This is a genomic window from Streptomyces pimonensis (genome assembly GCF_041380215.1).
In the GTDB taxonomy this organism is placed as follows: Bacteria; Actinomycetota; Actinomycetes; order Streptomycetales; family Streptomycetaceae; genus Streptomyces; species Streptomyces pimonensis.
The window spans coordinates 19,761-31,832 of sequence record NZ_JAHWZY010000006.1 but is presented as its reverse complement, the minus strand read 5'-3'; the positions used below and the strand labels follow the sequence as shown (position 1 = coordinate 31,832).

The 12,072-nt window shown below is 74.0% G+C and carries 12 protein-coding genes; 8 read left to right on the top strand and 4 right to left on the bottom strand.

Going from position 1 to position 12,072, the window contains the following annotated elements; translation table 11 throughout:
• Positions 1 to 30: 30 nt before the first annotated feature.
• The gene (locus tag KYY02_RS08035; RefSeq protein WP_371236884.1) at positions 31 to 1,710 is read right to left on the bottom strand and encodes an ABC-F family ATP-binding cassette domain-containing protein; all 1,680 of its coding nucleotides are present in this window, start codon (positions 1,708 to 1,710) and stop codon (positions 31 to 33) included.
• A 317-nt stretch (positions 1,711 to 2,027) separates the two neighbouring features.
• Between KYY02_RS08035 and KYY02_RS08030 the strand changes: the two genes are divergently transcribed.
• Positions 2,028 to 2,672 (top strand): GOLPH3/VPS74 family protein, encoded by a 645-nt coding sequence (locus tag KYY02_RS08030; protein WP_371236883.1) that lies wholly within the window; start codon positions 2,028 to 2,030, stop codon positions 2,670 to 2,672.
• A 385-nt stretch (positions 2,673 to 3,057) separates the two neighbouring features.
• Here the strand turns inward: KYY02_RS08030 and ssgD are convergent, their stop codons facing one another.
• Positions 3,058 to 3,471, bottom strand: a complete 414-nt coding sequence (gene ssgD, locus KYY02_RS08025) for a spore wall synthesis regulator SsgD (RefSeq protein WP_371236881.1) — start codon at positions 3,469 to 3,471, stop codon at positions 3,058 to 3,060.
• A gap of 428 nt (positions 3,472 to 3,899) precedes the next feature.
• Here ssgD and KYY02_RS08020 point away from each other — a divergent pair, with 428 nt between their 5' ends.
• The 3 genes from KYY02_RS08020 (at position 3,900) to KYY02_RS08010 (ending at position 5,415) form a co-directional block, all read left to right on the top strand.
• Positions 3,900 to 4,250, top strand: coding sequence for a hypothetical protein (locus KYY02_RS08020; protein WP_371236879.1), 351 nt, complete (start codon positions 3,900 to 3,902; stop codon positions 4,248 to 4,250).
• Between the two features lie 71 nt (positions 4,251 to 4,321).
• On the top strand, positions 4,322 to 4,645 hold the full coding sequence (locus KYY02_RS08015) for a plasmid stabilization protein (protein WP_371236877.1): 324 nt from the start codon (positions 4,322 to 4,324) through the stop codon (positions 4,643 to 4,645).
• 77 nt (positions 4,646 to 4,722) lie between these two features.
• Positions 4,723 to 5,415 carry an endonuclease V gene (locus KYY02_RS08010; protein WP_371236875.1) on the top strand — a complete coding sequence of 231 codons (693 nt, stop codon included), beginning with the start codon at positions 4,723 to 4,725 and terminating at the stop codon, positions 5,413 to 5,415.
• On the opposite strand, the gene KYY02_RS08005 is transcribed toward KYY02_RS08010, so the two are convergent.
• Entirely contained in the window at positions 5,412 to 5,603 is a 192-nt protein-coding gene (locus tag KYY02_RS08005) for a hypothetical protein (RefSeq protein ID WP_371236874.1), read from the bottom strand. The two genes, KYY02_RS08010 and KYY02_RS08005, sit on opposite strands and share 4 nt — an antisense overlap.
• A 202-nt stretch (positions 5,604 to 5,805) precedes the next feature.
• Here KYY02_RS08005 and mmpA point away from each other — a divergent pair, with 202 nt between their 5' ends.
• Positions 5,806 to 5,952: a morphogenic membrane protein MmpA gene (gene mmpA, locus KYY02_RS08000; protein ID WP_371236872.1), complete on the top strand. Its 147-nt coding sequence runs from the start codon at positions 5,806 to 5,808 to the stop codon at positions 5,950 to 5,952.
• On the opposite strand, the gene KYY02_RS07995 is transcribed toward mmpA, so the two are convergent.
• Positions 5,949 to 7,139, bottom strand: a complete 1,191-nt coding sequence (locus KYY02_RS07995) for a saccharopine dehydrogenase family protein (RefSeq protein ID WP_371236870.1) — start codon at positions 7,137 to 7,139, stop codon at positions 5,949 to 5,951. The genes mmpA and KYY02_RS07995 overlap by 4 nt on opposite strands.
• Positions 7,140 to 7,463: 324 nt before the next feature.
• Here KYY02_RS07995 and KYY02_RS07990 point away from each other — a divergent pair, with 324 nt between their 5' ends.
• The 3 genes from KYY02_RS07990 to KYY02_RS07980 are packed head-to-tail and all read left to right on the top strand — an operon-like array spanning position 7,464 to position 12,068.
• Positions 7,464 to 8,600, top strand: a complete 1,137-nt coding sequence (locus KYY02_RS07990) for a CaiB/BaiF CoA transferase family protein (RefSeq protein ID WP_371236868.1) — start codon at positions 7,464 to 7,466, stop codon at positions 8,598 to 8,600.
• A 37-nt stretch (positions 8,601 to 8,637) separates the two neighbouring features.
• Complete coding sequence (locus KYY02_RS07985) at positions 8,638 to 9,852, top strand: acetyl-CoA C-acetyltransferase (protein WP_371236867.1); 1,215 nt, start codon at positions 8,638 to 8,640, stop codon at positions 9,850 to 9,852.
• Between the two features lie 38 nt (positions 9,853 to 9,890).
• Positions 9,891 to 12,068, top strand: a complete 2,178-nt coding sequence (locus KYY02_RS07980; protein WP_371236865.1) for a 3-hydroxyacyl-CoA dehydrogenase NAD-binding domain-containing protein — start codon at positions 9,891 to 9,893, stop codon at positions 12,066 to 12,068.
• Positions 12,069 to 12,072 lie beyond the last annotated feature (4 nt).

The following is a 12,072-nucleotide window of genomic DNA, read 5'->3' as shown; positions in this document are numbered from 1 at the left end:
ACCGGCCGTCGGCCCGGACCGCCGCGGACGCTACGCGGGCCACCCGTCGGCTTCCGGCGTGATCTCCCTCAGCTCCCCCTCCTCCATCAGCAGCCACCGGGTGATGCCGATCGACTCCAGGAACGGCAGGTCGTGACCGGCCACGATCAGGGCTCCCTCGTACGCCTCCAGCGCCGTGGTCAGCTGGCGGACGCTCGCCATGTCGAGGTTGTTGGTCGGCTCGTCCAGCATCAGCAGCTGAGGCGCGGGCTCCGCCAGCATCAGTGCCGCCAGCGTCGCCCGGAACCGCTCGCCGCCGGAGAGCGTTTCCGCCTGCTGGTCGGCCCGGGCGCCCCGGAACAGGAAGCGGGCGAGCCGGGCCCGGATCCGGTTGTTGGTGGCGCCCGGGGCGAACCGGGCCACGTTCTCGGCGACGGTCAGCTCCGGGGCGAGGACGTCGAGCCGCTGCGGCAGGAACCGCAGGGGCACATGGGCGTCCGCCTCGCCCGACACCGGCTCCAGCTCCCCGGCGATCGTGCGCAGCAGCGTCGTCTTGCCCGCGCCGTTGCGCCCGATCAGCGCCACCCGTTCCGGGCCGCGCAGATCGAAACCGCCGTTCACCCGGGCGCCGTGCTCCAGTTCCAGGCCCATGAGGGTGAGGACCCCGCGACCCGGCGGTACGGCCGTGTACGGCAGGTCGACGCGGATCTCGTCGTCGTCCCGTACGGCCTCCACCGCGTCGTCGAGGCGCTCCCTGGCCTCGGTGAGCTTCTCCTCGTGCATGACGCGGTGCTTGCCCGCGGACTCCTGCGCCGCGCGCTTGCGCGCCCCCATGACGATCTTCGGCTCACGCCTGCTGTCCCACATCTTCTGTCCGTACCGCTTGCGGCGGGCCAACTTGACCTGGGCCTCGGACAGTTCGCGCTTCTGCTTGCGGAAGTCGGCCTCGGCGACGCGCACCATCCGCTCGGCGGCCTCCTGCTCGACGGCCAGGGCCTCCTCGTAGGCCGAGAAGTTGCCGCCGTACCAGGTGACTTCGCCCACCCGTCGACCACCGCCGCCCTCTGCCGAGGCGCTGCGCGCCGTTGCACCGACTCGGCGGAGGTCCGCGATCTGGTCGACCAGATCCAGCAGTTCACGGTCGTGGCTGACCACGACCATGACGCCCGGCCAGTTCGCGACGGCCGCGTACAGCCGTCTGCGGGCGTACAGGTCCAGGTTGTTGGTGGGCTCGTCGAGCAGCAGCACGTCCGGGCGGCGCAGCAGCAGCGAGGCCAGCCGCAGCAGCACCGACTCGCCGCCCGACACCTCGCCGACGGTGCGGTCGAGACCGATGTGCCCGAGGCCGAGTTCGCCGAGCATGGCCAGGGCGCGTTCCTCGACGTCCCAGTCGTCGCCGAGGGTCTCGAAGTGCCCCTCGGCCACGTCGCCCGCCTCGATGGCGTGCAGCGCGGCCCGCCGGGCGGCGATGCCGAGGGCCTCGTCGACCCTCAGCGCGGTGTCGAGCGTCACGTTCTGCGGCAGGTACCCCACCTCGCCGGTGACCCGGACGGCGCCGTCGGTCGGCCGGAGCTCACCGGCGATCAGCTTCAGCAGGGTGGACTTCCCCGACCCGTTGACGCCGACGAGGCCGGTGCGGCCGGGGCCGAAGGCGACGTCGAGGCCCTCGAAGACGGCGGTGCCGTCGGGCCAGGTGAAGGCGAGGGACGTACAGGTGATGGATGGTGTCATGCGGGCCTCCGCGGTTGCTCGGGACGATCAGGGGCAAACGCGTATCGAGACACCGCGGGACGAGGACCGGCAGCCGGGAGGGAAGGCCTGGGCACGAGGAAAGGCCTGTTCCGCAAGGAGCGCAAGGACGGCTCGAACGCCGAGGTCGCACGCGACGTACACACCCGAGCGGTGTGACGCGGTGTCTCAGAACCTCAGACGAGCAACGTCCTTCTCCATTCGACGGCAACAGGACCGTTGTACACCGTAGGAGTGCCCGGAACGGCTGTCAACGGCTTTTCCGGGCACGACGTCACCGCCCCCGAGGAGGAGGCCCCGTGCCCGACGGCCCGCTCTCGCTGCCGGCCCGCCTGACCCTGCTGGCCTGGGACGCCGACCCGTCCCGGCAGGCTCCCGCGGTACGGGCCGGGGCCCTCGCCGAGCTGGCCCGGCGGGGCCTGCTGATCGACGACGACGGTATCGCCACTCCCCGGGACCTCGACTCCAGGACCGGTGATCCGGTCCTGGACGGTCTCCTGGAGCTGGTCAGCGAGTCCCGCCCGCACCGCTGGCGCGTCTGGGTGACGCTGCGGGCGCGGTACACCCTGGACGCGGTCCGGGAGCAACTGGTGGCCGAGGGAGTGCTGCGCGCCGAGAAGCACCGGGTCCTCGGGGTGTTCCCGTCGGTGGAGCACGTCCTGGCCGACACCGCCCGCGCGGACGCCCTGCGCCGGGAGGCCCACCGGATCCTGGCCGGATCCGCACCAGTGGAGGGCGTCCCCGAACCGACCGCGACCCTACTCGCCCTCGCCGCCGCCGCGGGTCTGCCGTCCGCCCCGGACGGCTCCTCCCGCGACGGGCGCGCGGAGACCCTGGCCCACCGCGCCGGAGCGGTGGCGCCCGCGTTCGCCGCCGTCCTGCGCGAGCTGTGCTCGGAGCTGAGGGACGAGGCGCCGCCGGCCTCGCTCGTCAGGAGCCGATGAGCCTTCGCTCGGTGAGGGCCCGCCCCTGTGGCGCACCCGCATAGGGGCGCGCCGATGTGGGTGCGCCCCCGGGGCGCACGTCATGTGCTCCCGCCCCGCACTGTCGGCCGGTGCCACGTCCAGGCGCACGCGGGCCACGTCCCGCGCGGATCCCCGCCCCTCCGGGGCGACGGCCCCGGAGGGGCGGGGATCCCGCCGACGGAAACCACGCGCCCGCCGCCGGCGAAGCCCGGCCCCGGCCGCCCCGGCCCGCCGCGCGGGGACCGCCCGGCACGAGGACGCGCGGGACGACGGCCGCGCGCACGCCGCGCACGCCGCGCACGCCGCGCACGCCGCGCACGCCGAGCCCGACGCCCCGACGAGCGGAGGGCGCCGACCGTACGCGTCAGGCGTCGCGCATCAGTTCCGCGAGATCGTGGTCCAGGTCGAGCCGGAAGTGCTCCAGGCCGGCCGACACCAGCTCCCCGGTGGCCTCCAGGAACCGGCGCAGCTCGCCCGAGCGGACATGCACGACGGCGGTCCCCTCGGGGGCGTGGAACTCCAGCACGGTGCGGTCGTAGCCGTACGGCCGCACCCGTACGTCGCCGTCGCCCTCGGGCTTCTGCATCCCCGCGGCGAGCAGGTCGCGGGCGAAGGTCCAGCAGACCTCGACGCCCTCCAGGGTGGCGGGCGCGGGGAAGGTCATGCGGACGGCGAACGGGTCGTCGCGGTCGTAGTGCAGAGTGGCGGGAATGCTCGGCATCCGCGGCGCGGCGGCGACGAGACGGGCCTCGACGGTCTGCTCGATGACGGTGGACAACGCCTTGCTCCCTCGTGACGGCTGGACAGGCTTCCGGGGCGGATCGGGGCGGGTACTGGATGAGACGACGGAATCGGCCAATCCGTGCACACGAGAAGCGAGTGACCTCTGTCACCGCCTTCATGCGCCCGAGTGACAGGGCTCTCCCCGAGCGCCCTCCGGGGCGCTCGGGCCGCCCGACGCACCTCCCGCCCGTCGGGCGACTCCCTGGGCGGGGCCCGGACGATGGATGCGCCGGCTCCCTCCGCCGTGAGGCGCTCGGGGAGCACGCGACCGACGGGACGGACGAGGCGAACACGCCGCCGGGTGACCGCGGCAGCCGTGTGCGCGGCGGCCCGGCCGCCCTGACGACCGTACCGGCCCGGACACCCGGACCGGACCGCGGGACGTCGCCGTGCGGGGCGCTCGGGGGCACCGGGACCCCGGACGTGCGGCGTCGCGGACTGTCCGTCGTCGGCCGCGACACCGCCTGGCCGGCCGGCACCCGGGGGCCGGCCAGTGCACCACCGCCGGCGGCCGCGCCTGGCGTCCGGCCGCTGCCGCGCCCCGCCGCCGGCCCACTGCCGACGGCCCCCCGCTCCGGCGTCGCCCGGCTCCCGCGCAGCCGCACCGCCGTCCTCGCGGTCGGCCCCACCGACCCCGGCCCGACGACCGACGCGGGCCGCCCCCGGCGGACCGTCGACACCGGCTCGTACGACACGGTCGACCGCCGCCCGGCCACGGCTGCCGGACGGCGGGCGGCGGGGGAGAAGGGGAGGGCGGCCCGCCCGGAGCGCTGACGCACACGCCGGGCTCTGACCGCCGCCGGCATGGGTACCCGTTCGCCGTACCCGAGAGGAAGTGAGCGGACATGCCACGCGGTTCCAGCCCCAAACGGGAGCGTCAGTACGAGCACATCAAGGACAGCGCCGAGGACCGGGGCGAGAGCACCGGGCGTGCCAAGGAGATCGCCGCCCGGACAGTGAACAAGGAGCGCGCCCGGTCCGGCGAGTCCAGGACCGCCAGCCGCACCTCGACCCAGGACATGTCGTCCGGCAAGCGCGGCGGCCAGCGGTCCGGCAAGGGCTCCCAGGGGCCCACCCGCGACCAGCTGTACGAGGAGGCCAAGAAGCGCGGCATCGAGGGCCGTTCGAACATGAACAAGGGCCAGCTCCAGCGGGCGCTCGGCAAGTGAGCCGCCTCCGCGCGGAGGGGACGGACCGGGAGGCGCCCTTCGCGCGGAGCACGCGGGCCCCGTAGGCTCGGGGCACCATGACGACCGTACGCACACCGGCCGACTGGCCCGTGACCGAGGAAGAGGCCCGCACGGTCCAGGACGCGCTCCGCGCGCGGGTGGTGCTCGACGGACCGGGTCCGCCGCCCGGCACGGGCCGCGTCACCGGCGTCGACGTGGCGTACGACGACGAGCGGGATGTCGTCGCCGCCGCGGCCGTCGTCCTCGACGCGGCGACCCTCGATCTCGTCGCCGAGTCCACGGCCGTCGGCCGGATCTCCTTCCCGTACGTCCCCGGACTGCTGGCCTTCCGCGAGATCCCCACCGTGCTGGCAGCCCTCGACGCCCTGCGGTGCCCGCCCGGCCTGGTGGTGTGCGACGGTTACGGCCTCGCCCACCCCCGCCGCTTCGGCCTGGCCAGCCACCTCGGCGTCCTCACCGGCCTGCCGACGATCGGCGTTGCCAAGAACCCCTTCGTCTTCACCCACGACGAGCCGGGCGCCCCGCGCGGCAGCGCCTCCCCGCTGCTCGCCGGCCGCGAGGAGGTGGGCCGCGCCCTGCGCACCAGGGACGCCGTCAAGCCGGTCTTCGTCTCGGTCGGCCACCGCGTGAGCCTGGACAACGCCTGCGCCCACACCCTGGCCCTGACCCCCGCCTACCGCCTCCCGGAGACCACCCGAAGGGCCGACGCCCTGTGCCGTCGCGCACTCGCCGGGGCCGCTCCCCTCTAGGACGCGTCCTCGATCCTCCACCGTCCCACTTCCCGGTACTCGGAGTCGTAGACCACCGACCCGTCCCCGGGCTCCAGCGGACAGTGCCGCAGGTTCCCGCCCCAGTACCGCAGGATCCGCCCCAGCTCCCCGGCGGGATCCTTCGCCAACGCGTCGCCGTCCATGGCCACTTCGAGGAGAAATCGCATGCCCTCAAGTATTTCATTGAACCGCCCTTTGAGGGTTCGGCGCTGGTCCGGCCTCGCTCTCGCCGTGTTCTCCCGGGGCGTGAGGCTCGAAAGTCTCAAGCGCGGTCCGGATCCGGCGTGGAACGTGCCCGTGCGGTCTGAGTACCGCTCCTGAGTACCTTTGCGGATGCCGGCCCCGGCCCGCCCCGGCAGGCTGACGCGCATGACGACGCACCGTGCCGCCAAGCCTGTTGCCGCCGACCCGCGGCCCGTAGGACGGGCCGTGACCGTCGCCCTCGCCCTCGCCGTGCCGGCCGGGCTGGGCTGGATCATCGGGATGGTCCACACGCTGGCCGGATGGTCGTTCTAGCTCCCGGCCGGCCGGGCCGCGGCGACGCGGAAGCGGATGCCCGCCGTGCGGAGGCGGTCGATCAGCGCGTCGCCCATCGCCACCGCCGTCGTGACCTGGCCGGCCGTCGGCGGGAGGTCGTCGAAGGCCAGGCAGAGCGCCCCCTCGGCCAGCATCTTCGCCGTCTCGTCGTAGCCGGGGTCGCCGCCCGAGACCTCCGTGTACACCCGGCGCCCGCCGCCCCCGCCGACGAAGCGGACGGTGAACCGGCTCCGGGCGCGCTTCTCGGGGCTCGGCCCCTGGCCGGACCCGAGCCGGTCGGAGAGCCGGCGTCGCAGGGGCGGGAACTGGGCCGCCGTCACCAGCGTGCCCACGGCCGCCACTCCACCCACCGCCACCGGGAGCCGCCGCACGGCCGCGTGGTGCCGGTAGCGGAAGTCGGGGCCGTACCGGTCGAGCGCCCTGGCCGAACGGCGCACGATCTGCGCGTCGACGGTCGGCAGGGGCAGGGCCCAGGCGCCGACCTCCGGTGCGTAGCGCGGCGCACCCGGCGCGGCCGAGACCCGGCGGCCCACCAGCCGTGGTTCGTGGCGCCGGCGGTCCAGGGCCGCCGCGCGCAGCCCGCGGTGCCGGGCGAACTGGTTCAGCGCCGAGGCGAAGGTCCCGCCCGAGAAGGCCGCGTCGACGTGCACGAAGCCGTCCACCGCCAGCGGCACCCCTTCCGGAAGCTGCCGCACCGTGAAGTACGCGCCCAGGTCGTGCGGCACCGAGTCGAAGCCGCAGGCGTGCACCAGCCGCGCCCCGGTCTCCCGCGCGCGTGCGTCGTGCCGGACGTACATCAGGTCCACGAACTCCGGCTCACCCGTGAGGTCGACGTAGTCCGTCCCGGTGTCCGCGCAGGCGGCGACGAGTTCCCCGCCGTACTCCACGTAGGGGCCGACGGTGGTGACGACCACCCGCGCGCGTTCGGCGAGGGCGCGCAGTGAGGCCGGATCGGACGCGTCCGCCCGCAGCAGCCCGACCTCCGCGCCGCCGGGCAGCCGCTCCCGCAGCCGCTCCAGCTTCTCCGCGCCGCGGCCGGCGATCGCCCAGCGCAGCCCGGCGGGGGCACGGTCGGCGAGGTACTCCGCGGTCAGCGTGCCGACGAAGCCGGTCGCCCCGAAGAGCACGATGTCGTACGGACGGTCCGCCCTGTTCAACCTGCCCATGACACCCCTTGGTCGTGCAGCCGCGCCGCTGTCGGTGGTCGAGGCTAGCGTGAGGGGGCGGAGCCCGGAGGAATCCGGTGGCCGTTGTCCCCGGACGCCCTGGAGGGAGCGGGAAGAAGCGTGCGGCCGCGTCCTGGGCGAGACCGGCCGGGGGCGCGTCCCGCCGGAGCCCGACGTGCGCCGGACGGGTGCGCGGACCGGCGCGGGCGACAGCGTCGCGCCGTAGAGTGGCCAAGCGCTTGCTCGCCCCGTCTTGTGCCGGGTGGGACACGTTCCTAGCATCGTAGGTGTTACACCAGGAGTGTCACAGCCGATGGGGGCTCGATGACGGAGGCGAAGACGCCGGGACACGGTCCGCTCGACGGCGTACGCGTGGTCGAACTGGCCGGGATCGGCCCCGGCCCGTTCGCCGCCATGCTCCTCGCCGACCTGGGCGCCGACGTCGTGCGCGTGGACCGTCCGGGCGGACCCGGACTCGGGATCGACCCCGCCCTCGACGTGACCAACCGCAACAAGCGCTCCGTGATCGTCGACCTGAAGGCCCCCGGCGGCCCCGCCCGCGTCCTCGACCTCGCCGAACGCGCCGACGTCCTCGTCGAGGGCTACCGCCCCGGAGTCGCCGAGCGGCTCGGCGTCGGCCCCGGGGACTGCCACGCCCGCAACCCGCGCCTGGTCTACGGGCGGATGACCGGCTGGGGCCAGCAAGGGCCCCTCGCCGACCGCGCCGGCCACGACATCGCCTACATCGCCCTCACCGGCGCCCTCGGTATGATCGGCGACCCGGACAGGCCCCCGGCCGTCCCGGCCAACCTGCTCGGCGACTACGCGGGCGGCTCCCTCTACCTCGTCGTCGGCGTCCTCGCCGCGCTGCACCACGCCCGCGCGACCGGCGCCGGACAGGTCGTCGACGCCGCGATCGTGGACGGCACCGCCCACCTCTCCGCGATGATCCACGGCATGCTCGCCGCAGGCGCCTGGCAGGACCGGCGCGGCGCCAACCTCCTCGACGGCGGCTGCCCCTACTACGGCGCCTACGAGACCGCCGACGGCGAGCACATGGCGGTCGGCGCGCTGGAGCCGCGGTTCTACACCGAGTTCCTGCGCCTGCTCGGCCTGGACGACCAGGCCGGGGCCCACGCCGACGTCACCCGCTGGCCGGAGCTGCGCGCACAGGTCACCGCCCGCTTCAGGGCCCGCACCCGCGACGAGTGGACGGTCCGGTTCGCCGGCTCCGACGCGTGCGTGGCGCCCGTGCTCTCCCTGCGCGAGGCCCCGCACCACCCGCACCTCGCCGTCCGCTCCACGTTCACGGACCACGCCGGCATCACCCAGCCCGCACCGGCCCCCCGGTTCTCCGCGACCCCCACCACCGTCCGCACCGGACCCGCCCGGCCGGGCGCCGACACCGACGAGGTGGCCCGCGACTGGGACGTGCCCGGACTGCTGTCCCCGCCCTCGTAGCCCCGTAGCCCCCGAACCCTCAGTGAAAGGCCCCCTCGTGAGCACCGAAGCGTACGTGTACGACGCGATCCGCACCCCGCGCGGGCGCGGCAAGGCCGATGGCGCCCTGCACGGCACCAAGCCCGTCGACCTGGTCGTCGGCCTCATCCACGAGATCCGCGACCGCTTCCCCGGCCTCGACCCGGCCGCCGTCGACGACATCGTGCTCGGCGTGGTGAGTCCGCTGGGTGACCAGGGCTCCGACATCGCCCGCATCGCCGCCATCGCCGCCGGACTGCCGGACACGGTGGCGGGCGTCCAGGAGAACCGCTTCTGCGCCTCGGGGCTGGAGGCCGTCAACCTGGCCGCCGCCAAGGTCCGTTCCGGCTGGGAGGACCTCGTCCTGGCGGGCGGTGTCGAGTCGATGTCGCGGGTGCCGATGGCCTCCGACGGGGGCGCCTGGTTCAACGACCCGATGACCAACCTCGCCACCGGCTTCGTCCCGCAGGGCATCGGCGCCGACCTCATCGCCACCATCGAGGGCTTCTCCCGGCGGGACGTCGACGAGTACGCCGCCCTGTCGCAGGAGCGCGCGGCCACCGCCTGGAAGGAGAACCGCTTCGAGCGGTCCGTCGTCCCGGTGAGGGACCGCAGCGGTCTCACCGTCCTCGACCACGACGAACACCTGCGCCCCGGTACCACCGCCGACTCGCTGGCCAGGCTGAAGCCGTCCTTCGCCGACATCGGCGAGCGGGGCGGCTTCGACGCGGTGGCGCTGCAGAAGTACCACTGGGTGGAGAGGATCGACCACGTCCACCACGCGGGCAACTCCTCCGGGATCGTCGACGGCGCCGCGCTCGTCGCCGTCGGCTCCAAGGAGGCCGGCGAGCGCCACGGACTCACCCCCCGCGCGCGGATCGTCTCCGCCGCCGTGTCCGGCTCCGAGCCCACCATCATGCTCACCGGCCCCGCCCCCGCCACCCGCAAGGCCCTCGCCAAGGCCGGCCTGACCATCGACGACATCGACCTGGTCGAGATCAACGAGGCGTTCGCCGCCGTCGTCCTGCGTTACGCGCGGGACATGGGCCTGTCCCTGGACAAGGTCAACGTCAACGGCGGCGCCATCGCCCTGGGCCACCCCCTCGGCGCCACCGGCGCGATGATCCTCGGCACCCTCCTCGACGAACTCGAGCGCCGCGACCTGCGCCACGGCCTCGCCACGCTCTGCGTGGGCGGCGGCATGGGCATCGCCACCGTCGTCGAACGCCTCTGAACCCGGCGACCCGCCACCTTACTCACGGAGACCTCCACATGACCGAGAGCACCACCATCCGCTGGGAACAGGACCGCACCGGCGTCGTCACCCTCGTCATCGACGATCCCGACCAGTCCGCGAACACCATGAACAGGGCGTTCCGCGATTCCCTCGCCGTGATCACCGACCGACTGGAGGCGGAGAAGGACTCCCTCCGCGGCGTCATCATCACCTCCGCCAAGAAGACCTTCTTCGCCGGCGGCGACCTGCGCGACCTGATCCGGGCCACCCCCGAGACGGCGCAGGACCTCTTCGACGGCGGCATGGCCGTCAAGCGGCACCTGCGCCGCATCGAGACCCTCGGCAGGCCGGTCGTCGCAGCGATCAACGGCGCCGCCCTGGGAGGCGGCTACGAACTCGCCCTCGCCTGCCACCACCGGATCGCCCTCGACGCCCCCGGCTCCAAGATCGGCTGCCCCGAGGTCACCCTCGGCCTGCTCCCCGGCGGCGGCGGCGTCGTCCGCACCGTCCGCATGCTCGGCATCACCGACGCGCTGCTGAAGGTGCTCCTCCAGGGCACCCAGTACACCCCGCGCCGCGCCCAGCAGAACGGCTTGGTCGACGAGATCGCCGACACGCGCGAGGAGATGCTCGCCAAGGCCCGCGCCTTCATCGAGGCCAACCCCGAGTCCGCCCAGCCCTGGGACAGGCCCGGCTACCGCATCCCCGGCGGCACCCCCGCCCACCCGAAGTTCGCCGCCAACCTGCCGGCCTTCCCGGCCAACCTGCGCAAGCAGACGGGCGGCGCGCCCTACCCGGCCCCGCGCAACATCATGGCCGCCGCCGTCGAGGGCTCCCAGGTCGACTTCGAGACCGCCCAGGTCGTCGAGGCCCGCTACTTCGTCGAGCTGGCCACCGGACAGACCTCGAAGAACATGATCCAGGCGTTCTTCTTCGACCTCCAGGCCGTCAACTCCGGCGCCAGCCGTCCGAAGGGCGTCGAACCGCGCCAGGTCACCAAGGTCGCCGTCCTCGGCGCCGGGATGATGGGCGCCGGCATCGCCTACGCGTGCGCCCGTGCGGGCATCGACGTCGTCCTCAAGGACGTCTCCCTGGAAGCCGCCGTCAAGGGCAAGGGCTACTCCGAGAAGCTGTGCGCCAGAGCCGTCGCCAAGGGCCGCACCAGCCAGGAGAAGGCCGACGCGCTGCTCGCCCGGATCACGCCCACCGCGGAGGCCGCCGACCTCGCCGGCTGCGACGCGGTCATCGAGGCCGTCTTCGAGGACACCTCCCTCAAGCACAAGGTGTTCCAGGAGATCCAGGGCGTCGTCGCCCCCGACGCGCTGCTGTGCTCCAACACCTCCACCCTGCCCATCACCGCCCTCGCCGAGGGCGTCGAACGCCAGGCCGACTTCATCGGGCTGCACTTCTTCTCGCCCGTCGACAAGATGCCGCTGGTCGAGATCATCAAGGGCGAGCGCACCGGCGACGAGGCCCTGGCCCGCGCCTTCGACCTGGTCCGGCAGATCAACAAGACCCCCATCGTCGTCAACGACTCGCGCGGCTTCTTCACCTCACGCGTCATCGGCCGCTTCATCGACGAGGGCGTCGCCATGGTCGGCGAGGGCATCGAGCCCGCGTCGGTCGAGCAGGCCGCCGCCCAGGCGGGCTACCCGGCCAAGGTGCTCTCCCTGATGGACGAACTGACCCTCACCCTGCCGCGCAAGATCCGGGGCGAGTCGAAGCGGGCCGTCGAGGAGGCCGGCGGCACCTGGACCGCGCACCCCGCCGAGGCGGTCGTCGACCGCATGGTCGACGAGTTCGGGCGCCCCGGCCGCAGCGGCGGCGCCGGCTTCTACGAGTACGGCGAGGACGGCAGGCGGGTGGGGCTGTGGCCGGGGCTGCGCGAGCACTTCACCGAGCCCGGCCACGAGATCCCGTTCGCGGACATGCAGGAGCGGATGCTCTTCTCCGAGGCGCTGGACACCGTCCGGCTCCTCGAGGAGGGCGTGCTGACCTCCGTCGCCGACGCCAACATCGGTTCGCTCCTCGGCATCGGCTTCCCGGGCTGGACCGGTGGCGTCCTGCAGTACATCAACGGCTACGAGGGCGGCCTGCCCGGCTTCGTGGCCCGGGCGCGGGAACTCGCCGAGCGCTACGGCGAGCGCTTCACCCCGCCGGCGCTGCTGGTGGCGAAGGCGGAGCGGGGGGAGACCTTCACGGACGCCCGCTGACCCG